Genomic DNA, 20926 nt, shown 5'->3' with positions numbered 1-20926 from the left:
GACGTGATTCTTGACTCTCAGGCATTTACGGCCCATTAGCGTGGAGATTGCCCGAACGATTGTTCGCGAGCCGCCGACCGGCAGGGGCCTTTCACAGGTTCTCCGGAGGTCAACGTCCGACAGCGCGATGCGCCCTCGGGCGCCGTTGGCGTTTGCGCATATCAGCCGGGCGCCGCATTGTTTGCGCAGTTTCGCTGCCAGCAAATCTGGAGACGGATTTTTGGGTCATTCCGCCGACATAACTACTGGACCGTCTGGCGCGCCCGCCGGGACGCCCAGTGTGAATGACTCCGTCAACGCCGTCTGCCCATGGACCGGCAAGCCGGTCAGCGCCGACGGTCTGACGCTTTACGCAGGCGCCGTGGTGGGTTTCGCCAACGCGGAGTTGCGGGACCAGTTCGCAAGGGCCGTGCGCCAGTTCGAGGACGCGCTGGCCGTGCGCCGGGCCGAAACCGCGGGGAATTCCGAATAATGTTCGAGAGCCTTTCCGAGAAGCTTTCCGGCATCCTCGATTCCCTCACGCGCCGCGGCGCGCTGTCGGAAGACGACGTCAACGCCGCCCTGCGTGAGGTGCGCCGGGCGCTGCTCGAGGCGGACGTGGCGCTGGAAGTCGTGCGCTCGTTCACCGACAAGGTGCGCAGCCGCGCCGTCGGCGCCGAGGTCATTCGCTCGGTGACGCCGGGCCAGATGGTGGTCAAGATCGTCCATGACGAGCTGGTCGCCATGCTCGGCGCGGAGGGCGAGACGCTCGATCTGGAAGCGGTGCCGCCGGTGCCGGTGCTGATGGTTGGCCTGCAGGGTTCGGGCAAGACCACCACCACCGCCAAGATTGCCCGCCGGCTCAGCGAGCGCAACAAGCGCAAGGTGCTGCTGGCTTCGCTCGACACCCGTCGCCCGGCCGCCATGGAGCAGCTGGCCGTGTTGGGCGAGCAGGTGGGCGTGGCGACGCTGCCGATCGTGCCGGGCCAGAGCGCGGTGCAGATCGCCCGGCGCGCCATGGAGGCCGCCCGCTTCGGCGGCTACGACGTGGTGATGCTCGACACCGCCGGCCGCGTCACCATCGACGAGGAGTTGATGGAAGAGGTCGCCCAGGTGAAGGCGGCGACCAATCCGCATGAGGTGCTGCTGGTTGCCGACGCGCTGACCGGCCAGGACGCGGTCAACACCGCCCGCGCCTTCGACAGCAAGGTCGGCGTCACTGGCATCGTGCTGACCCGTATGGATGGCGATGGCCGTGGCGGCGCGGCGCTTTCCATGCGCGGCGTCACCGGCAAGCCAATCAAGCTCGTCGGCACCGGCGAAAAGATCGATGCGCTGGAAGAGTTTCATCCCCAGCGCGTGGCCAACCGCATTCTCGGCATGGGCGACATTGTCTCGCTTGTCGAGAAGGCCGCCGAAACCATCGACGCCGAGAAGGCCCAGCGCATCGCCGAAAAGATGCGCAAGGGCAAGTTCGACCTGGAGGACATGGCCGACCAGCTGGCGCAGATGGAGAAGGTCGGCGGCATGAAGGGCGTGCTCGGCATGTTGCCCGGCATGGGCAAGATCCGCAGCCAGATCGAGCAGGCCAATATCGACGACAGCATTTTCCGTCGCCAGCGCGCCGTCATCATGTCGATGACCCCGCAGGAGCGGCGCAATCCCGACGTGCTGAAAGCCTCGCGCAAGAAGCGCGTCGCCGCTGGCGCCGGGGTGAAGGTTGAGGACGTCAACCGGCTGCTGAAGCAGCACCGGCAGATGGCCGACGTGATGAAATCCATGGGCAAGGGCGGCCGCGGCGGTCTCGGCGCGGCGCTGGGCAACATGTTTGGCATTGGCGGCGGCGGTTTGCCTGGCGGTCTTCCCGGCGGCATGCCTGGCATGCCTCCTGGCGGTCCGACGCCGGAAATGCTGGCCGAAGCGCAGAAGGCTCTGGGCCAGATGGGCAAGGGCGGCAAGATGCCGGAACTGCCGCCGGATCTTGGCAAGGCGCTCAAGGGCGGGCTGCCGGGGCTTGGCGGCCTCGGTGGCCTTGGCGGATTGGGCAAGCTGCCGTTCGGCAAGAAGAAATAGGCGCCGTTCCCGGAAAACCCGTCTTCACACATCCGTTTGCCGGGGCGCGATCCAGCCGGACCGCGCTGCGGAACAGTTTTTGAACTTTCGAGCATTCCCAGGAGAAACCAATGGCTTTGAAAATTCGTCTCGCCCGTGGCGGCGCCAAGAAGCGTCCGTTCTATCGCATCGTCGTTGCTGACGCCCGTTCGCCGCGCGACGGCCGCTTCATTGACCGTCTGGGTTCGTATGATCCGCAGAAGGCCAAGGACGACGAGACCCGCATCGTTCTCGACGTCGAGAAGGCGAAGGAATGGCTGGCCAAGGGCGCCCAGCCGACCGATCGCGTGCTGCGTTTCCTTGACAACGCTGGCGTGCTGAAGCGCGAAGCCCGCAACAACCCGAAGAAGGGCGAGCCGGGAACCAAGGCCAAGGAGCGCGCCGCCGCAGCCGCCGCCGCTGCTGAAGCAGCCGCTGGTGGCGACGAGGCCTCTGCGTAACCCGCGATGACCAGGCGGTTTCGCGCCCCGCCCGCTTCGCGGGCATCCGACAGGCCTGCCTCCGCAACCGGGGGCAGCGCGGGCGCGCCCGTCGCCGCGCCACAGGCACCGGCTGACAATTCGCGCGAGAGGGGGCGGTCCGCTCCCTCCCGCACGCCTGAAGGACACGTGGTGGTGGCTGAATTTGGCCGCGCCCATGGCGTTCGGGGCGAGGTTCGTCTCAAGTCGTGGACAGCCGATCCGGCCAGCGTTCGCGACTACGGACCGTTCGTAAGCGCTGACGGGCGTCCATTGCGCCTGACCAGCCTGAGGCCCGCCCCCGGCGGCGAGGCCGACATGTTCATCGTGCAGGTGGAGGGCGTCGGCGACCGGTCCGCCGCCGAGGCGCTGGCGCGCCAGCGGCTGTTCGTTCCACGCGACCGCCTGCCGCAACTGGACGATGAAGACGAGTTTTATCTGGCCGATCTCGTCGGGCTCGCCGTCGAGAACGACGGGGGCCGCCAGATCGGCGAGGTGATCGCCGTGCATGATTTCGGCGCGGGCGACGTGATCGAGATCCGTCCCCTGGCCGCAACTGGTGAAAAGCGCGGCTCCGTCATGGTGGCGTTCACCCGCGATTTCGTGCCGGTGGTGGACATCGCCGGCCGCCGGGTGGTGGTTACGCCCGATCCGTTCCTGAGCGATGGCCAGGATTCTGGCGACGAAGGCCCTGACGACGAAGGCCCTGACGATCGGAGCCCGCGCGGGCCAGCCGGCGACGGGATTGCATCGTGACCACTGCATCCCGGGTTGGTGAATCCCAGGCTGGCGAAACTGCTCCCAGGACGCCCCGCGCGCCGTGGCGGGCCAGCGTGCTGACGCTGTATCCCGACATGTTTCCCGGCCCCATGGGCGCCTCTTTGGCCGGCGACGCCCTGGCGCGCGGCCTGTGGAGCCTTGAGGCGCGCAATATTCGCGACCACGGCCTCGGTCGGCACAAGGCCGTGGACGATACGCCGTTCGGCGGCGGCCCCGGCATGGTTCTGCGCGCCGATGTGCTGGCCGCGGCCATCGACGCCGCGGCGCCGGCGGATGACCGGCGCCCCCGGCTGCTGATGTCGCCGCGCGGACGCCCGCTGACCCAGAAGCGGGTGCACGAACTGGTCGATGGACCCGGCGTCATCATGGTCTGCGGTCGTTTCGAGGGCGTGGACGAGCGGGTGATCGCCGGGCGCGGCCTGGAGGAAGTATCGATCGGCGATTACATCCTCTCCGGCGGCGAAATGGCGGCGCTGACCATTCTGGACGCCTGTGTCCGGCTGATTCCCGGCGTGATGGGGGCGTTTACCTCGGCCGGTGAGGAAAGTTTCGAAAACGGCCTGCTGGAGTATCCGCACTATACCCGGCCCCGGCTCTGGGAGGAGCAGGAGGTTCCGGAGGTGTTGATGTCCGGCGACCATGGCCGCATCGACCGCTGGCGTCGCCAGCAGTCTCTGGCGATCACCCGGGCGCGCCGGCCGGACCTGCTGCCGCAGGACGGCTGAACTTCTTTCCCGGTTCGCCGGGCGTTTGACGACAGGTTGGGCAGACATGACGCGCATCAGGGATATTCCAGGCCGCCTGACCCCGGACGCCTATCCATTCTCTATCGTCATCCGCGCCACATATGGCGATCTGGACGCCAACCATCACATCAACAATGTCGCCCTGTTGCGCTTTGTGGAAGAGACGACGGCGAGCCTCAACATGCGGGTGTTTGGCGAGGACGCGATCGTACGTCCTTCCGGGGGCGTGCAATTGCTCACCGCCGCCGTCAGCATCGATTTCGTGGCCCAGGGCTTTTATCCCGGCGACATCACCGCCGCTGCGGGCGTCGCCCATCTCGGGCGCACGTCCTTTGTCTATGCGTCAGCCCTGTTCCAGCCAGGGCGCTGCATCGCCGTCGCCCACACACCACGCTGGTTTACGCCCGCGACGGGGCGGGCGTCGCCGTCTCTAACGACGTCCGCGGCGCCATGCAGGCCTTCCTGTTGAAAAGTTAAGGTTAATTGTTGTTGGCGGCGACCGTTTACTTCGTGGTCACCAACTTGCCGTAAATCATCAACATAGAGGCGGCCCGTTTTCTTCGCCGCTCAACCAGGTCCCGGTTCCGGGCCATTCCGAGAAGCTCCCATGGCTGTAAACACCCTGTGCTATGCGTTGATTGCGTTTGTCACACTTGCGCTGCTGGCCGTGCCGCGCGTGCTGCCGGTGATTGGCTGAGCGGAGTTTTCGGGAGCGCCGCGGCGGCGGCGCCAGGTAATCGCCACAAGGCGCCAGAGCTGGGCGGATTCGCGCCCGGGTCCGCCGGCTGACATATTCGGGCCACTGTTGCGGGCCATGAGAGACCCACGGAGCAGAAGCCGTGCGTCCGGCTTTTCCTCCGCTTCCCCCAGGGAGCATGGCTTGCCGTCGCCATAAGCAATGCTCATTGCGTCAACTCATGCTATAGCGCCGCAATCATGCAAAACCGTCCGCTCATCATCGACAAGAAGCGCGAAGACCTCCCGCCGCTCCGGGTTCGCCATGAGCCGCCGACCATCGCGGAAGCGCTGGCGGCCGCCAGCGATCTCTCGGACGACGCCGAGGAACGCATTGCCATCGCCGCCAGCCTGATGGGCGTGCCGGCGGAGGACGTGCGGCCTGTCGCCACCGAACTGGCCCGGGTCCGACCGCAGAAGGTTCTCACCATTTCCACCCGCTCCAGTTCCGCCCGCCAGGTCGTGGTCGAGCGCAAGGTGGTCGTGGAGCGTCGCACCCCGCGCGTCACGCTTGCGCGCGTCCGCTGACCCCAGGCAACGAAGCCGCTGACGCCGCAGCGATCTGCGAAGCCAGGCGCCGCCGGGGCTTCGCCACAACCCGATGGGCCGGTCTCATTGGGTTATGGTATGGAACAGGGTGACTGGCGCGACCAGGAGCCGGGTGATCTTACGGTGCGTCCGTCCTGCCGGGTTTTACGATCATCTGCGGGCGTACGACGCGGGCCGTCGCCCCTGAAGCCCACTCGCGCCGGCCCGGTTTCTGACGCGCCGCCACAGCCTCCAGTACATCCACGACGCCGTTCAGGCAGCGACGCCGGTCCAGAAGCAGCGCCTTGCGCCAGCGGGCGTCCCTTCCACGTCTTGCCTGCACGGGGCAATCTGGAGTCAGCGCCTGGGCGATGGCCGCCGCGAGCGCCGCTGCATCGTGAGGGCGACACATCCGGGCTGTGGCTCCCAGAAATTTCCCCAGCTCCGTATCCGCATTGCCAGTGATGACCACCGGCTTGCCGCTGGCCAGCATGCCGGCGAGGCGGGAAGGCAGCGCCAGTCCATCCCAGGCCGGATCTTGGGGCATGACGTGAACGTCGGCGAACTGGAGGAGGGCTGGCAGGGCCTCCTCCGGCTGCAACGGGAGGAGGCGGACGTTGGCCAGGTCGGCCGCTTCCGCCGCCAGATCGGCGCGCAAAGGTCCATCGCCGGCGATGACGACAACCAGGTCGTCGCGATGGCGCAGCAGTCGCGCCGCGTTCGCCAGCAGCAGCGGCGCGTGCTTGCGGTTGATCGAACCGGCGCAGAGCACGATGCGCTGTCCGTCGCCAATGCCGGCTTCGCGCCGCCAGGCGTCGGCGCGCGCCGGATCATGGCCACGCGCGATGCGCCGGACATCAATCCAGTTTGGCCAGAGGTGAATCCGGCTGCTGGCGAGGCCGTGGCGCGCCAGTTCCCGGCCCATGGCGGGCGACAGGGTGACGACGCCGTCAAAATGCCGGCGCAACCGCGCCACGCGCTCCGCGAGGGCGCCGACGTATCTTCCAGCCCATCCGTTGCCGGCTCCCACGGCGGCTTCAGGTTCAAGATCGTGGACATGCAGGACGCAGGAGGCCCGGACCAGGCGGGCCGCGGCCACGGCCGCGGGAGCCGCAAGCAGGGTGGGTTCGACGCAGACAACCAGACTGGGCCTGTCGCGCAGAATTCGCCAGATAACCAGGGGGGCGGAGCCAATCGCGAAGCTCAGCGGCGCCAGCAGACGCCATGCCCCGCGCATGGGGCGCCGCAGAACCAGCGGGCAACGCCAGATGGTCACGCCATCGCGCGCCTCGCGCGCGTAGCGATTGCGAAATCCCTGTTCCGCCAGAAGCGGGTGTCCCAGTGTGGATAATGCGGCGGCGCGGTAATGACGCTGACCATATAGCCACGCCGCGCCAGTTCGTTGACGATGTCCGCCGTATAGCGGCCGACCCCGACAATCTCGGGCGCATGGTTCATGCCGTAAACAAGGACGCGCGGCATGGCAGCCGGTTTGGGGGGACGGCCTGGCGCATCAGGTCGGCGGAATATCGACCTGACGGAAAAGCAGCCGGTCATGCAGAGGCGGATTCTCGCCAGGGCTCCCTGAGTTGATGCTTTTTCTGCGCGCGAAGCGGCGTCCACTTCGCGGGACGTCGCTCTAGCCATGAAAATATCTCCGCATGGCGGCCCTGCCCTGAACGGCCGGCGATCCATAGCGGGGCGTGCGCGCCGGATTGACGCGCGTCAGCATCACGGCGCCGAGTTTGCCATGGGCGGCGAGACGGGCCGCCATGCGCCGCGCCAGGCAGCGGGGCGTGCGGCCCCAGCGCAGCGCCAGCACGGCGGTGTCGGCCGTGCGCAGCAACACGCTGGCGTCCTCCGTCACATCCATGGGCGGCGCGTCGACCACAACATGGTCGAACGCCAGCGCCATGCGATGGAGCAAGGGCGCAGCGGAAATATCGACAAGCGACAACGGGTTTTTCGCGCCGCCAGCCATGGCTCCCGCGGGAACCACCGCCACGTTCGCCCGGCGTACGCTGGCGCTGGCGAAGGGCGCGCCGGCCCGTAACATGTCGGCCAGCCCGAGGTGGGCGCGCAGGTCAAAATACCGCGACAGCCCGGCATTGCGCAGATCGGCGTCCACCAGAACGACGCGATGCCCGGCCTCCGCGAGCGACAGGGCCAGGCCAATGGCCGTTGTGGTCTTGCCGTCGCCGGGTTGCCCGGAGGTCACCAGCACGATCCTGCCGCGCCTGGGCTCCGGCAGTCCCGGGTTCGTTAGCAGGGCGGGGTGGGCCCGCGTCGCCTCCAGGGTCATCCGGACCGCCCGGAAGCTTTCCGCAAAACGCGAGTGCGGACGCAGGGCGACAGTTGTCGCGGGCTGCATGACATGACCGCGCGCCTTGCGTTCGCCAGGGCCGAGCATCGGTGCTTCCGCGACGCGGGCGAGGCCCAGATCCGTGGCGACCTGTTCAGGGCAGAGGCAGGGATCGACCATGTTTTCTCTTAGCAACGCGACGCCAAGGACCATGATCGCGCCGCCGGCTGCGCCCATGATCATCAGCAGAAAAGGCGAGGCGAGGCGCTCCCCGGAGCCCGCCACGGCGGGCGACATGATGCGGGCTTCGGGATCCGCGACGTGGGCCATCTCCTGCGATCGCCGCAGGCGGGCCAGCGCCGCTTCATACGCCGTCCGGTCGGCGGCTGCCTGCCTTTCCAGCTCCCGCAGCCTGATCGCCTGATCGCTGGCTCCGCCCTGGGGCGCCGCTTCCGTCTGGCTGGCGTCCAGCGACCGGCGCATGGCGGCCTCGCGGGCAGCAGCGATATCCGCTTCGATCCCCAAGGTTTTTGTGATCCGCTCGCGCTCGGCGCTGATCTCCTTCGCCATGGCCCCGATCTGGGCGCGCATGGCGGCGCGTTCGGGGTATTGCGGGCCATAGCGGGTCGCCAGATCGGCGTCGCGCCGGGCCAGGTCTGTCATCTGCCGGCGCATGCCCTGCATTGCCGGGGAGATGTTTTCACCGTCGTCTCCCGGCGTCGCCGCCGAGAAACGCTCAAGGCGGGTTCTGGCGTCAATGGCGGCGGCGCGGGCTTGCGCCAGGCGCCCGTTCATGTCGGCGAGCTGCTTCTCCGCCAGGCTGGCGCCGCTGGCGTCGCCTCCCGCCACGAGAGCATGCTGTCGTCGCCAGAGCGCCGCCGCGCGCTCCGAAGCCTGCAGTTGCTGTGCCAGCGCGGGCAGGCGCGCTTCAAGGCTGGCGGCGATGTCCGGCGTCTGCGCCGTTGCGGTGATCCGCCAGACCATGGTGCGCGGCAGGCGGCGAACGGCAAACTGGTCCCGCAGGGCCAGGGCAGGGTCGCGATGGGGCCGGGCGACCAGGTCCGGCGCATTGGCGAGGGCCCTCAGCAGAACCGGCCGTGACAGCGCCATGAGGCCCTGGTTCTCGACAGCCGCGTCGGGCGGGCCGGCTCCATCATCGATTCGTCCGCTACTGCCGGTTCTCGGGGGCGCCAGTTCAATGTCTGCAAACGCCTGCCATTGCTGGGGAAGCCATGCGAGCGCCAGACCCGCGGCCAGCAGACCGAGGGCCGCGCCGCCAGCCATGGCCGGGCGATGTCGGCGCAATGCGTTGACGCCGCGCGCCGCCATTGACGTTTCGTCAGCCGGTTGCGGTTGCGGTTGCGGTTGCGGCCAGGCCGGGCGGGACGCCTCAGAGTCTGTGGCGCGCGGCGTCATCAGCCTGCCTCGTTCGCATGTGGGAAACCGGGGATCGCCAGCCTGCGGCGATGGTCGCCGCCGTGCTCAACGCAAGGCTTAGCCACAGCGGTTTGAGCGCTGTGCGCACCGGATAGGCCGCCATCAGGTACAGGCAGGCCATCAACAGCATGCTGGTCACCGCGCCACACAGGGTGGACATGCGCGCCGCCCGGGCGCTCATGCGAACGGCGGACGCGATCAGGGCGATGAAAGCCAGCTGGCTGACCGGGCCAAACCAGGCCAGCTCCACATAGCCGGGCATGGGCGCGAAAGCGTGCAGCCGGACCTGCGCGTCGAGAATATGGGCGAAGCCGTCGATAGCCGATGGCATCGGCGAGAAACTGAGCCAAACGTATCGGTCCGGAAAGGAAATGGCCCCGGACGTGGCGGCGCGCCATTCGCCGATGCCAGCGGCGACGGCGAATATGCCTTCCGTTACATTGCCGGCAAGCCGGGGCGCCCATTCGCCCGTGCGGGCGATTTGCTCCGGCAGGTGCGCGAGGCTCCCGAGGCCATGCTCGCCGCTGTTGCGACCGGCCAGCGCTCCCGCAAGGGCGATGAGGATCGCCAGCCCGCCCGCCGTCAGCCGGCCAGCGCCGCCCCGGCCATTCCGGACAAGGGCGAAGAATGTGAAAGCGGCTGGCGCCAGCGCGGCCGCGCGGGAATGCGCCGCGAGCAGCCAGATCGTCGTCACGGCGGCCTGAAGCAGCAGCAGCGCCGCGAGCGGACGGGAATGACGCGGCGTTGCGATCAGAATGGCCGCCATGGCCGCGGCCGCGGCCCCGGCGAGCGGCAACGCGCCAAGGGCCAGACCCGGCAGGGCGTTGCGCGTCATGATCGCCGGATCGGTCAGATCCAGATAATGGGAGGCGGCCCACAGCCGCTCCAGGTCCAGCGTCGACAGCGCTGTGAGAAACAGCGCGGCCCAGACCGTTGCGCAGGCGCCCCCCACCAGCGTTGAGGCAGGCGCGTGATGATTCTGGAACGGCGCCCGCCAGTCCGTCGTTTCCAGCAGGCGCGTGGCCAGGAACAGGACGGCGGCGGCGACAATGGCGACAAGGAGATCGGCGTCGCGATCCGTTCCGCCATAGAGATCCAGCATCTCATGGCTTGCAAGGTCGAGCCTGACCAGCCAGGCCATGGCCTGGGCCGCGACGAGATAGAGCCTGAACAGCATCAGCGCCGGCGCGCTGCGGGCAAGGCGACGTTGCCGCAGAAGCACGGCCAGTTCCGCAGCGATAATCAGGGCGATGGCGACGTCATCCATGACGTCCGTCCATATCGGCGGACATCTGCGCAAGGGCCGGGACGCCGAGCAAATCCGCCGCCTGAACCAGGGCTGTCGCGCGCTCGCGCCGGAAACGGCGCCAGGCATTCCTGCGATGGCGCGGAAGCCAGGCCGGGTCGGCGCGGATTGTCCCGACCAGGTTCAGGGCTTGCGGAACGAAGCAGCTTTCCGGCGGCAGCACGAGGCCGGCGTCGCCCACCAGATCGCGAATGCAGCCCCGGTCGGTCGCGAGCACGGGCACCCCCTGCGCCATGGCTTCCAGCACGACCATCGGCTCCGCCTCGTTGGCGTAGCGGCTTGGAAAAACCAGCAGATCAATCTGCTGGTAGAATGCGCTTTTCCCGGCGCCTTCGACCGGCCCCAGCCATACGATCTCGCCAGCGGCCACGCTGCGTTCGATCGCCATGCGATCCTTCTGTGAAGCTGCGGGTCCGGCCAGCAGGCAACGCACCCCGGATTGGGCGCGCAAAGCTCCAGCCAGGGCGAGGAACACGTCCAGCCCCTTTGCCGGCGACAGATTGCTGATCATGCCAATGGTGAGGAGGCGGCTGGCGCGCGTGGCGTCCATCATCCCAGCTGCGGCCGGCTGTTCAACGAATGCGGCGTTGGACAGGGTGGTCAGACGTAGCGAACGGCCATAGCGCTGGCGCAGGGCGTCCGCCATTGGGCGTCGCAACGCAACATGCACTGCCTGCCGGCCCCCGAGCTTGAGGAGAATGGTCAACAGGGGGCGCCAGCGGTCTGGGGCTGCATGGCTGTGATGATGGAAGACGAGACTGCATCCGGCCAGCCGGGCCGCAACGGTCAGCGCCATGGCGTAGAACAGGCCGGCGCCGCCATCGCAGCCAATATGGGCGCGAACCGGTTCGCCGCGCAGTCGCCGCTCCTGAACCAGCGCAACGACCGCCGCCGCCGCTCGCCGCGCGCGCCGCCAGTGGTAGGCGGGATTGGTTCGGGAGCCAGGCGCGGCGAGGTTGAACACGATCGGCCTTGCGCCCGCCCGCTCAACCCGGCTGGCGAGGCCCTGCATGGCCATGGCGTATCCATGAACTGGCGGCGGCAGCGGCCCGAGCAGAACATGACGGGGAGGCGCGGGAAGGGCTTTCGGGCCGGGCATTCGATCCTCCAGGCAAAGTGGGCTCCGCAGGGCGTCGTCGTCCCGGCCGGGCGGGACAGCCCATGGCGATGACGCCGGGGGGAATATCGTGAAAGGCCGACGAGCGGGCGCCGAGCACCGCGCCGGTTCCGATGGTGACGCCCGGTCCCACCATGGCGTCCATGGCGACCCAGGCCTGATCGCCAATGACAACCGGCGCCGCCGTGTAGCGAAAGTCAGCGCGATCAACGGCGTGACCGGCGGCGCAGAGATAGCTGCGCTGGGAAATGACGGCGTGCGCGCCGATAAGGATGGGCGCGAGGCTGTAGAGTTCCGCCCCGCTGCCGATCCAGGCGTGGTCGCCAATCGACAGCTTCCATGGATAGGCGACGCGGGCGCTTGGCATGATGCGGACGCCCGCGCCAATGCGTGCTCCAAACAGCCGCAATACCAGGCGGCGCCAGCCATGCAATGGCTGCGGCGACCAGGCAAACAGGCTGCCCTGAACGACGCGCCACATCGCCACCATCAGGAGACTGCGCCCCCGGAAGCCCGGAGGGACGCGAAAACGGCGAAGATCCTGAAAAACCGGGGCCTTGTCCGGAAGCGGCCAGCCGTCGGAATGTGATCCACCCGCATCCGGGGCCGGCGTCCGGTCGCCGGCCCCAGTTGCAGGCGCCGTGACAACTTTCAGATGCGCCGGAATGGCGCCGGGACTGGTGGCCCGCCTGGCGTGGCCGGGGGGCGATCTCTCGCCCGCGCCGGCATGATCCATGTTCATGACTACAGCATCCTTTGCAGGCTGAGGACGGTGACGACGCGGCGTTGGGGTGGGCCCGGAGACATGGTCTGGCGGATCGCCGCCACATCAAGGCGCGCCAGCCAATCCGCGCTGAAGGCCCAGGCCAGCGCCGCCGTGAGGCTGGTTGTCTGATCCTCGCAGGCGGCCCCGGGCGGTTGCATGGGGCGCCAGCGCGCGTCTTCCCAGGCGGAGGCCAGCGTCAGGTCGAGCATGGGAGCAGGCGTCCACCGGGCTGAGAGCGACAACCGGGTTTGCCGTCCGGCCCGCCAGCCGTTCTCATGGGCGAAGCGCTGGACTGGCGTGATCATTCCGTCGTCGGGCGGGGGGCCATCGACGCCGCCGGTTTCGGCGCGCGCCGCAAACACGAGCGTTCGCCTTGGGCTCCATGACAGCGACCCACCCAGAACCGGAAGCGCGGCGCCGCGAAGCGGCCTGTCCATCCCGGCGTAGAGGCGTCCAGAGAACAGGCTGATCTCCGGGAAGAGGGCGCCGGCGACAAAACGCTGGCGTCCGGCGTCGCCATCCGGCGTCCGCCAGTGGCTCGCAGAGATCTCCACATAAGGCTCAAACCGGTGCGAAAACCGGCGGGAAGCCCGCAGCTGTCCGGCGAGAACACTGGCGTCGCCAGCGTGGCGCATCAGGTTTGATGACGCCCGGTCGCTGGCGGCGGCGACCTGCGCGATGAAGGTGAAATCTCCTGCCTGCTTCAGCGCCTTTATGCCGCCGGCCAGACGTTCGCAACTCGCCGTATCGATGCGCGCCGGGCCGCAGGCCAACTGGCGCCCGTCCTGGAAAAGGCCGGTCGCGAAGCCCGGGACGAACGGCAGGGCGGCGGCGGTGAGCCGCGCCGCTTCAAGGCGGGCGTCGATCTGTATGTCATTTGCCGGCTTATATGCGACAGAGCCGCCGAAACGGTAGTTTGCGCCAGGCGTTGTCCGTGAGGCGTACAGGGGGACGTCGACAGCCCCGTGGGCTGTGAGCCGTATGGTCCCCAGATCGCGGGTAAGAAGAGCGATGGGCGTGGCGCGCGCGCTGGCTGCCGGTCTGCCGCCATTGTCGTTCACGGCGTCCAGCCTCACACTGGCGTAAATGTCCCAACCGGCGACCGATGTGGTGGGGCGCTGCGCCGGGCTACGGGCGCGCGTCGCCTCCCTGCCCTGCAACGGGAGGGTGGGAACTGCCGCGCCAGCAGCCAGAGGCGTCGCCGCTGCCGGGGGGGCCCATGGGGCGCGTTTCGCCAATGGTGGCGCTTCATCCAGATCTGACGCAGGTTCGCCCATGCGCGTCCGGCTCCAGATATCTTCGTGGGCCAGGGCCGGCTGCCCGCCGAAGCCGGCGGCGCAGGCTGGAATCAACGCAAGGCCAGAGCAGGCGCCAAGCCACCAGGCCCAGCGGGCGCGCCACGGCGATGGCATGCTGAACGCCGTGACCGGTCGCATCGCACCCAGGGCGCGACGTCCGGATGACATGTCAGGTCGTGTGTCCTGACCCCGACCGTATCCGCTGTTGCCGACAGGCGCCCGGCCGCTGACCGCGCTAGGAACGGGCGTCTGTATGACAGAATGGCGGCTGTGGCGCGGAAGTATCATGTAAATATATTCAGATAAATTTCAGATTTAGGCAATATTGTTGTTAATGTATATTTATGTCATTCAGGTTGTCGTTGGTTGTGATTTATTGGGATTTGGGAGGCTCGGCCGGAAGGCCTGTTCACTTTGAGAACAGGCTCGCCAAAAAATCTCCGTTGCAGTCCTGGGCAGGCGATCACGATGGCGTGGAGGCGACCGGGACGCCGCGCATTCCCGAAGCTGCAAGCAAGGCAGCGTCGCGGTGAGGCGGAATGCCGCCCTCAGGCCGCCCGACCGGCTCCCGGCCGGTTCCGGCCCGGGACTGGAAATGCTGGGTCACGCGGAACCGGCGCATGACGCCGCCATTCAGAACCGGTTTGTTTCTTTATACGCAACCATGCCGCCTCCCGGGACGCGCATCAGAAAAACCGTTCGGGGACCTTGAGCAGATCGCCCGGATAAACCGGTGTTTCGGGTGACTGGCGCATCGTGACCAGAGGCCCCCTGCCGGCGCGCTGCACCAGAATTTCGTCGCGGCTGGCCCGGCGTGTGGCGCCCCCCGCCAGCGCCAGGGCGCTGGCCAGATTGAGCCCTGGCTGCCAGGCGTACTGGCCGGCGCGCTCCACTTCCCCAGCCACATAAACCGGTCGCCATGCGGTCACGGAGACAGTGATGCGCGGTTGCACCAGGTTCCCCTCTAGTTGCCTGGCTATGCGTTTGCTGGCCTCCTGTGGCGTCAGGCCTGCGACCTCGACGGGCCCGGCCAGCGGCAGCGTGATGCGACCATCGCTTTCAACAGTTAGCGATCCAGTGAGCCGGTCCTCGCCAAACACCGTAACCCGCAACTGGTCGCCGGCGTCGAGGCGCTGGGCAAACGCTGCGGGCTCTACAGCCGCCGCCGCATTCGACGCCGCTTCATCATCATGTATGCAGCCGGCCAGCGAAATCAGCGCAACCGTCAGAAAGGTAAATGATAAATGGCGATTTGTTGCGCGAAAATACATGCGGCGCTCGTTCGTGAGAAAGCATGAATTTTGAATTTACACGTGCTGCGAATAATTTCAATATACATGAAATGTATTGAAATTTACTTCATAAAACTGCGTCGCCAGAGGCGGGCAGCCGGCCAGGCGCGATCCGATTGGGCTGACAAGGCGTGCGTTGCGCAGCCGCCGCTTTGGGGCCACCGCCGTTGTCGCGCGGATGCGGTGGGTCATGCGCATCCAACCACGTCGCCGGAGGACGCCGGCCGCGCGGGAGGGCGTCGTCGTCCGGCTCCGCCCTCCTGGACGGAAAATGGGCGATGCCTCAACTCCGTCGGAAAACAAGGGCGCGACTGCGGCACCGGCGGCTTCGCGCCCAGCACAAGTCAAGGCACGGCAGGAAGGAAGTGCTCGGTCGCGGCCGGCGCATGTGGCTTTCGCTGTTTGGGCGGAATTACGCCTGGAGCTGTCCGCTTCGGGCGCAGCGTCCGGCCGATCTGGAGCATTTTCGGTGAAACCGGTTCATAAAAAATGCTTCATCTCTTTAACCCGAAGCATTCTCTTCACGAAAAATTGGCCCCACTTTTCCCGAAAACGATCTGGTGGAACGAATTTAACATTCGCATCCACCTCCACGCCAGGCGGCGAGCAAACGTTAAATTCACAAGTCCCACCAGAAAATCAATAAGTTGCTGGAGGTCTTCTTGTTTCCGACATTCGCTCCGCCGCTCGGTATCGAGGGATGGGAATGTCGGAAACAGACCGCTACAGCAGTTTTCCATCAATCTGGATCGCAATCTGCCACAGTTCTCCTTGTTTGAGCGAATTCTGATCGATCAGCCGATTCCGGCTGATCGGAAAGCGCTCTAGCGTCCGCCTGGGACGACCTCAAACTCCTCGGTGACGAAAATCGGTGATTTCGCCAGGTCGATGAAGGTCTTCTCGTCGGCGAGCAAAGCTGCGCCCGCGGCGGCGCCTTCGGGGCTACGGTGGGTGAAGTCAGCCATCGAATCCCACCAGAGTTCCGCAACCCCGTCGAATTCGGCTGGCGCGCCCCGGGACGCGGAGAGCCATGGCGCCGCGTCTTCTGGCAGGGTGTGGCTTTGCACGTAGCGGCGCAACCGCAGTGTTCCGGCATGGGAGCGCACCAGCGGAGCATGGCTTTCACGCCAGTATGTCTGAAATTCCGCGCGGGTCAGATGGGGCAGGCGCACCAGACAGAAGGTCAGCTTGATCATGGACGTTCCCTGTTGTTTTGGCGTTTTTGCAGGCGCGGCGCCCATGCATGGGTCATTCCCCAACAGGGCGCCCTTGACCGGGCCTTTGATATTTCGGGTTTCTGGCAAATGGGTGGGATCTGCATCTGAAATCCGGCGGCCAGGGCTGGCTTCCAGATGCGCGCCTCCCGCCGCAGCCGTGTATCGCCAGGGCCGGCGCTCAAGGCAAGCAGCGTCTCCATGGCGCGGCGGGGGTTGCGACATCAACTGTACATGTTAGAGCGTTTCCGGCGAAGGTGTTGGCGCTTGGTGTAAGAAAACGCGTCAATTCAGAATGATAGGGCAGGCGCGCCCCTGACGGTGGGCCGGCTTTGCTCATACCGCAGTCAGCCGGACGGCTGGTCGCGAACCAGGCCGGAAATTGGCGCAAGACGTTTTGGGAGGGCGTTGGTGGTTATCAGACTGGCCGGACATGGGGTGTTTTGCCTGGCGGCGTTGCTGCTGGCAGGTCTTGGCTCCATGGCGCTCGGCTATCAGTTTGGCGCCATGTGGGGCGCCATCGCCATCGCGGCGCTTGTCGTCGCCACGGCGGCGGCGCTCTGGTTGTGGTTTGGCCGACGCCGTCTGGCGGGCGCGGGCGCCCTGGTCGCCATCCTCGCGGTCCTGGCGGTGTGGTGGGGCGGCGTCTCGCCCAGCAATGATCGCGACTGGGCGGCGGATGTGGCCCACGGCGTGACCGCGTCCATCGACGGCGACATCCTGACCCTGCGCAATGTGCGCAATTTCGACTGGCGCACGGAGCATGACGGCGTCGCGCGTTGGGAAACCCGGACCTACCGGCTGTCCGATCTCGACAGTCTTGATGTGTTCACCTCGGTCTGGGACAGCCCGGCGATCGCGCACACCCTGGTCAGCTTCGGCTTTCGCGATGGCCGGCATCTGGTGTTCTCCGCCGAGATCCGCCGGGAGCGTGGCGAGGAATTCTCATCCATCGGCGGCTTTTTCAAGCAGTACGAGATGGTGCTGATCGCAGCTGACGAGCGTGACATCGTCCGCTTGCGCACCAACTACCGCAAGGAAGACGTCTCGCTGTTCCCGGTCGATGCGGACGATCGCTTCCGGCGCGCCCTGCTGATGTCCTATCTGGATTACGGCAATCGTCTGGCCGCGCGGCCGGAATGGTACGAGACGATTTTCAGCAATTGCACCACGGTGGTCTACCGGCTGGCGCGCACCCTCGCGCCCGGAGCCAGCCTCGACTGGCGCATCCTGTTCTCCGGCTACCTGCCCGATTACCTCTACGATCACGGCTATATCACCACCACCCTGCCGCTGGACGAGGTGAAGAAGCGGGCGCGCATTTCCGCCATCGGCCAGCAGACGCCGGCCAATGAGGATTTCTCGGCGGCGATCCGCTCAGGCCCGGTCGCCACCTTGCGGCCTTCCGCGGCGACCACGACCGGAGCCGTGAAAGGCCCCTGAACATCATGATGGCGCGGCGGCTCAGTCCGCCGTCACGCCGCCGAGCAGCACGTATTTCAGTTCCAGATAGGACTCCAGCCCATATTTCGAGCCTTCGCGGCCGAGGCCGGATTGCTTCACCCCGCCGAACGGCGCCATGTCGTTGGCGAGCGAAGGCGCGTTGACGCCGACCATGCCGCTTTCCAGCGCTTCCGCCACGCGCCAGATGCGGGCCATGTCGCGGGCGTAGAAATAGGCGGCGAGGCCGAACTCGCTGTCATTGGCCATGGCGATCACCTCGGCCTCATCGCGAAATGCGATGATTGGCGCGAACGGCGCGAAGGTTTCCTCTTTCGTCACCTTCATGGCCTGGGTCACGCCGGTCATCACGGTAGGTTCGAAGAAGGTCGAACCGAGGTCCGAACGTTTGCCGCCGGTCAGCAGGGTCGCGCCCTTGCCGAGGGCGTCGGCGATGTGATCCTCGACCTTCTTCACCGCCGCTTCGTTAATCAGCGGTCCCTGATCGGTTTTCGGGTCGGTTCCCCGGCCGAGCTGCAACCGCGCGGCGCGCCCGGCGAGGCGGCGGGCGAACTCGTCCGCGACGCCGGCCTGCACATAGATCCGGTTGGCGCAGACGCAGGTCTGACCGGAGTTGCGGAATTTCGAGGCCATGGCCCCATCGACGGCCGCGTCGAGATCGGCGTCGTCAAACACGATGAACGGGGCGTTGCCGCCAAGCTCCAGCGACAGCCGCTTGACGCTGTCGCTGGCCTCGCGCAGCAGCCAGCGGCCCACCCGGGTCGAGCCGGTGAAGGAAATCTTCGCCACCTTCGGGTTATGACAGAATTCCAGCCCCAGCGGCTCAGCCTCACCGGTGATGACGGAGAACAGGGCCGCTGGCACGCCGGCCCGTTGCGCCAGCACCGCCAGCGCCAGCGCCGACAGCGGCGTCTGTTGCGCCGGCTTCAGCACCATGGCGCAGCCAGCGGCCAGCGCCGGCCCCACCTTGCGGGTGATCATGCCGTTTGGAAAATTCCACGGCGTGATGGCGGCGCAGACGCCAACCGGCTGCTTCAGCACCATGATGCGCTGGTCCGGGGCCGCAGCCGGGATAATGTCGCCGTTGATCCGCTTGGCTTCCTCGCCGAACCATTCGAGATAGCCGGCGTTGGAGACGATTTCACCTTTCGCCTCTGCCAGCGGCTTGCCCTGTTCGGTGGTCAGGATCAACGCCAGATCGTCGGCGTTGGCGATCACCAGGTCGTGCCAGGCGCGCAGGATGCGGGCGCGCTCGCGCGCCGGGCGGCGCGCCCAGGCTTTCTGGGCCTCCGCGGCGGCGTCGATGGCGCGGCGGGCCGCGTCCGGGCCCAGATCCGGAACCTCGGCGATCAGCGCGCCATCAAACGGATTGGTCACCGCGATCGTCCGGCCGGCCTGGGGCGCGATCCATTCCCCGGCGATCAGGGCGTGATCGGTCAGCAACGCGGGATCGCGGAGGTCGATGCCGGCGCGCTGCGCCAGCGCCGCCGGGCTGCCCGGGCCGGTCGCCCGCGAGGCGCCGTTGGATGAGGTCGCTGTCATGTCCTGCTCTCCCGCGAAATATCATGATCCCAACCGGCAAATGACGCCCGTCCGGGAAGGTTCCGCATTTTCCGCCGGGCCTCAAGCCTTGGCTGCGATGCCTGTCTGCGGAATATTCGTCGGAAGGAGCGGATTCCCGCCGGTCCGTCACGAAGCCGCCGGCTTGATCTGGTCCTGATTTGAGCGGACGTGTCTGGGAAAGCGGAGCCGTGACCCGATGCCTGAACTCCATATCATCGACAGTCTGACTGACGCCGGCCATCCAGGCCGGATCAATGAGGACGCTCATGGCTGGAACGCCAGCGCCGCCTTCGTGCTCGATGGCGCGACCACCCTTGGGCCATCAGTCGCCCCGCCGCCCCTGACCGACGCCGCCTGGCTGGCGACGTGCGTCAGCGCGCAGCTACAGGAGAATCTCGTCCCGCCAGTCGCCACTGCCGAGGCCCTGCGGCCGGCCATCGCTGAAGCGGCGAGGCGGTTTCGCGAAATGGCCGGCGATGCGCTGGAACCCTGGCGCTATCCGGTGGCCAGCCTGCTCGGCGCACGCGTCGCCGCAGAGGGCGCAACCCTGTTTGGGCTTGGCGATACGGTAGCGTTCATGCGCGACGGCTTTGGCGCGACGCGACGCTGGACGCCCGCTGCATACGGGCGTGACAACGAGCGCGCTTCGGCCAGGGCCGCCCTGGAGCGCAACAATGGTTTCGGCAGCGCCGGCGCCGCCTATGACGAGGCCGGGGCGCTGGAGGAACTGCGGCGCAAGCGTGGGCTGCACAACCGGCCAGGCGGCCCCTCGTGGCTGGTTGGCGTCGTTCCCGAAGCCGCCGATCATTTGCAGATCCAGACGCTGGACCTGTCGGAGCCGGTTACGGTGCTGCTGTGCAGCGATGGCTTTGCCGAACTGGTCGACCATTACCGGCGGTACGATGCGGAAAGCCTGCTTGAGGCCGCAACCCGGCGCGGGCTGTCCAGTCTTTGCGCGGAGTTACGCCACATCGAGCGTCAGGAAGACCCGGACGGCGCGCGCTATCCGCGTTTCAAACAGAGTGACGACGCCACGGCGCTGCTGGTGCGGGTGGGCTGACGTTCAGGAGAGATCGTCATCGAAGGCGGCTTCGTCATCCAGGCCGATGTCGCTGGCGTCGGGGATCTCGAGGCGCGGCGCATCGCTGGCGAGCCAGGCGGCCAGGGTGGCGGCGATATCGTTGATGGACTGGCGCCGGCGCCCGCGCAGGGCGCATTCCCACACTTCGGCCACGCGCCAGCCGTCGCCCAGCAACGCGCTTGCGGCGCGGGCGTCCACTTCCTGATTGTGGGAGATCTTGGCGCGCCAGAAGGCGGCGCGCGTCGCCGGCCAGCGAAACATGTGGCAGCCGTGCCCGTGCCAGAAGCAGCCATGGACGAAAATCACGGCGCGGAATTTGGGAAACACCAGATCCGGTGCGCCCGGCAGCTTGCGATCGTGCAGGCGGAAGCGGAGGCCCCGGGCATGAAGCGCCCGGCGTATCGCCATTTCGGGACGTGTATTCTTGCCCCGTATGCCGCGCATCATCCGGCTGCGGGTCGGGGCGTCGACAATATCGGCCATCGGCGCGGATCTTCTGCGGGTCGTCTGCCTGACGCAAGAGGCTGATCGCGACAGGGGAGGGGCCGGATGGAGGAACCTTTCCCCGCCGGATTTTGCTGGGTCTGTCGAAAATATCCATGCCGTATAACGACATGCGAACGGTTACATCTGTTACGTCCACAGGGTGGGGGGGATGATGTGACGGCTGGATGAATGGGCATTGACATGATGGGGATGTGGGTCCTATAAGGCACCCATCGGCGGCGGGGTTCACCCGCTGTTTCAGCCA

General features: G+C 67.0%; 20 protein-coding genes. 9 read left to right on the top strand and 11 right to left on the bottom strand.

Features of this window, described 5'->3' with window-relative positions; genetic code table 11:
* The first annotated feature begins 280 nt into the window (after positions 1–280).
* From IE243_RS18750 to IE243_RS18720, 7 genes are all read left to right on the top strand, one after another.
* Positions 281–472 carry a glutathione S-transferase gene (locus IE243_RS18750; protein WP_191320899.1) on the top strand — a complete coding sequence of 64 codons (192 nt, stop codon included), beginning with the start codon at positions 281–283 and terminating at the stop codon, positions 470–472.
* Positions 472–2052, top strand: coding sequence for a signal recognition particle protein (gene ffh / locus IE243_RS18745; RefSeq protein ID WP_191320898.1), 1581 nt, complete (start codon positions 472–474; stop codon positions 2050–2052). The genes IE243_RS18750 and ffh overlap by 1 nt, the downstream gene beginning before the upstream one ends.
* A gap of 110 nt (positions 2053–2162) precedes the next feature.
* Positions 2163–2531 carry a 30S ribosomal protein S16 gene (rpsP, locus tag IE243_RS18740; RefSeq protein WP_191320897.1) on the top strand — a complete coding sequence of 123 codons (369 nt, stop codon included), beginning with the start codon at positions 2163–2165 and terminating at the stop codon, positions 2529–2531.
* Between the two features lie 174 nt (positions 2532–2705).
* The gene (gene rimM, locus IE243_RS18735) at positions 2706–3305 is read left to right on the top strand and encodes a ribosome maturation factor RimM (protein ID WP_210319909.1); all 600 of its coding nucleotides are present in this window, start codon (positions 2706–2708) and stop codon (positions 3303–3305) included.
* A 77-nt stretch (positions 3306–3382) separates the two neighbouring features.
* Positions 3383–4054: a tRNA (guanosine(37)-N1)-methyltransferase TrmD gene (trmD, locus tag IE243_RS18730; protein WP_280514611.1), complete on the top strand. Its 672-nt coding sequence runs from the start codon at positions 3383–3385 to the stop codon at positions 4052–4054.
* A 46-nt stretch (positions 4055–4100) separates the two neighbouring features.
* Positions 4101–4544: an acyl-CoA thioesterase gene (locus IE243_RS18725; protein ID WP_191320895.1), complete on the top strand. Its 444-nt coding sequence runs from the start codon at positions 4101–4103 to the stop codon at positions 4542–4544.
* Between the two features lie 467 nt (positions 4545–5011).
* Positions 5012–5338, top strand: coding sequence for a hypothetical protein (locus IE243_RS18720; RefSeq protein ID WP_191320894.1), 327 nt, complete (start codon positions 5012–5014; stop codon positions 5336–5338).
* Positions 5339–5477: 139 nt separating this feature from the next.
* Here the strand turns inward: IE243_RS18720 and IE243_RS18715 are convergent, their stop codons facing one another.
* The 9 genes from IE243_RS18715 to IE243_RS18675 form a co-directional block, all read right to left on the bottom strand.
* A complete protein-coding gene (locus IE243_RS18715) occupies positions 5478–6614 on the bottom strand; it encodes a glycosyltransferase (protein WP_191320893.1) in 1137 nt (378 codons plus the stop codon).
* Positions 6611–6820 (bottom strand): hypothetical protein, encoded by a 210-nt coding sequence (locus tag IE243_RS18710; protein WP_191320892.1) that lies wholly within the window; start codon positions 6818–6820, stop codon positions 6611–6613. Before IE243_RS18710 ends, IE243_RS18715 begins: the two co-directional genes overlap by 4 nt.
* A gap of 157 nt (positions 6821–6977) precedes the next feature.
* Positions 6978–8969: a GumC family protein gene (locus IE243_RS18705; RefSeq protein ID WP_191320891.1), complete on the bottom strand. Its 1992-nt coding sequence runs from the start codon at positions 8967–8969 to the stop codon at positions 6978–6980.
* Positions 8970–9030: 61 nt separating this feature from the next.
* Positions 9031–10344: a hypothetical protein gene (locus IE243_RS18700; protein WP_191320890.1), complete on the bottom strand. Its 1314-nt coding sequence runs from the start codon at positions 10342–10344 to the stop codon at positions 9031–9033.
* Complete coding sequence (locus IE243_RS18695) at positions 10337–11401, bottom strand: glycosyltransferase family 4 protein (RefSeq protein WP_191320889.1); 1065 nt, start codon at positions 11399–11401, stop codon at positions 10337–10339. The genes IE243_RS18700 and IE243_RS18695 overlap by 8 nt, the downstream gene beginning before the upstream one ends.
* A complete protein-coding gene (locus IE243_RS18690) occupies positions 11370–12242 on the bottom strand; it encodes a WcaF family extracellular polysaccharide biosynthesis acetyltransferase (protein ID WP_244643258.1) in 873 nt (290 codons plus the stop codon). The genes IE243_RS18695 and IE243_RS18690 overlap by 32 nt, the downstream gene beginning before the upstream one ends.
* 2 nt (positions 12243–12244) lie before the next feature.
* Entirely contained in the window at positions 12245–13732 is a 1488-nt protein-coding gene (locus IE243_RS18685; RefSeq protein ID WP_191320888.1) for a hypothetical protein, read from the bottom strand.
* 518 nt (positions 13733–14250) lie between these two features.
* Entirely contained in the window at positions 14251–14835 is a 585-nt protein-coding gene (locus IE243_RS18680) for a polysaccharide biosynthesis/export family protein (RefSeq protein WP_191320887.1), read from the bottom strand.
* A gap of 845 nt (positions 14836–15680) precedes the next feature.
* On the bottom strand, positions 15681–16052 hold the full coding sequence (locus IE243_RS18675; protein ID WP_191320886.1) for an EthD domain-containing protein: 372 nt from the start codon (positions 16050–16052) through the stop codon (positions 15681–15683).
* A gap of 429 nt (positions 16053–16481) precedes the next feature.
* Between IE243_RS18675 and IE243_RS18670 the strand changes: the two genes are divergently transcribed.
* Positions 16482–17513, top strand: a complete 1032-nt coding sequence (locus tag IE243_RS18670; protein WP_244643257.1) for an Lnb N-terminal periplasmic domain-containing protein — start codon at positions 16482–16484, stop codon at positions 17511–17513.
* A 21-nt stretch (positions 17514–17534) separates the two neighbouring features.
* On the opposite strand, the gene IE243_RS18665 is transcribed toward IE243_RS18670, so the two are convergent.
* Positions 17535–19073: an NAD-dependent succinate-semialdehyde dehydrogenase gene (locus IE243_RS18665; protein WP_191320885.1), complete on the bottom strand. Its 1539-nt coding sequence runs from the start codon at positions 19071–19073 to the stop codon at positions 17535–17537.
* Positions 19074–19290: 217 nt separating this feature from the next.
* Here IE243_RS18665 and IE243_RS18660 point away from each other — a divergent pair, with 217 nt between their 5' ends.
* On the top strand, positions 19291–20154 hold the full coding sequence (locus tag IE243_RS18660) for a protein phosphatase 2C domain-containing protein (protein WP_191320884.1): 864 nt from the start codon (positions 19291–19293) through the stop codon (positions 20152–20154).
* Between the two features lie 3 nt (positions 20155–20157).
* Here IE243_RS18660 and IE243_RS18655 read toward each other — a convergent pair whose 3' ends face one another.
* The gene (locus IE243_RS18655) at positions 20158–20658 is read right to left on the bottom strand and encodes a very short patch repair endonuclease (protein ID WP_191320883.1); all 501 of its coding nucleotides are present in this window, start codon (positions 20656–20658) and stop codon (positions 20158–20160) included.
* Positions 20659–20926: the final 268 nt, after the last annotated feature.

The sequence above is a fragment of the Camelimonas fluminis genome (genome assembly GCF_014656355.1).
GTDB lineage: Bacteria > Pseudomonadota > Alphaproteobacteria > Rhizobiales > Beijerinckiaceae > Camelimonas > Camelimonas fluminis.
This window is presented reverse-complemented; position numbering and strand designations above follow the sequence as displayed.

Bases quoted from the DNA above. Each gene is read 5' to 3' on its own strand.
- ffh (WP_191320898.1), top strand. From the start codon at position 472: ATGTTCGAGAGCCTTTCCGAGAAGCTTTCCGGCATCCTCGATTCCCTC.
- rpsP (WP_191320897.1), top strand. From the start codon at position 2,163: ATGGCTTTGAAAATTCGTCTCGCCCGTGGCGGCGCCAAGAAGCGTCCG.
- IE243_RS18725 (WP_191320895.1), top strand. From the start codon at position 4,101: ATGACGCGCATCAGGGATATTCCAGGCCGCCTGACCCCGGACGCCTAT.
- IE243_RS18720 (WP_191320894.1), top strand. From the start codon at position 5,012: ATGCAAAACCGTCCGCTCATCATCGACAAGAAGCGCGAAGACCTCCCG.
- IE243_RS18710 (WP_191320892.1), bottom strand. From the start codon at position 6,820: ATGCCGCGCGTCCTTGTTTACGGCATGAACCATGCGCCCGAGATTGTC.
- IE243_RS18705 (WP_191320891.1), bottom strand. From the start codon at position 8,969: ATGGCGGCGCGCGGCGTCAACGCATTGCGCCGACATCGCCCGGCCATG.
- IE243_RS18700 (WP_191320890.1), bottom strand. From the start codon at position 10,344: ATGGATGACGTCGCCATCGCCCTGATTATCGCTGCGGAACTGGCCGTG.
- IE243_RS18695 (WP_191320889.1), bottom strand. From the start codon at position 11,401: ATGGCCATGCAGGGCCTCGCCAGCCGGGTTGAGCGGGCGGGCGCAAGG.
- IE243_RS18690 (WP_244643258.1), bottom strand. From the start codon at position 12,242: ATGAACATGGATCATGCCGGCGCGGGCGAGAGATCGCCCCCCGGCCAC.
- IE243_RS18685 (WP_191320888.1), bottom strand. From the start codon at position 13,732: ATGTCATCCGGACGTCGCGCCCTGGGTGCGATGCGACCGGTCACGGCG.
- IE243_RS18680 (WP_191320887.1), bottom strand. From the start codon at position 14,835: ATGTATTTTCGCGCAACAAATCGCCATTTATCATTTACCTTTCTGACG.
- IE243_RS18675 (WP_191320886.1), bottom strand. From the start codon at position 16,052: ATGATCAAGCTGACCTTCTGTCTGGTGCGCCTGCCCCATCTGACCCGC.
- IE243_RS18665 (WP_191320885.1), bottom strand. From the start codon at position 19,073: ATGACAGCGACCTCATCCAACGGCGCCTCGCGGGCGACCGGCCCGGGC.
- IE243_RS18660 (WP_191320884.1), top strand. From the start codon at position 19,291: ATGCCTGAACTCCATATCATCGACAGTCTGACTGACGCCGGCCATCCA.
- IE243_RS18655 (WP_191320883.1), bottom strand. From the start codon at position 20,658: ATGGCCGATATTGTCGACGCCCCGACCCGCAGCCGGATGATGCGCGGC.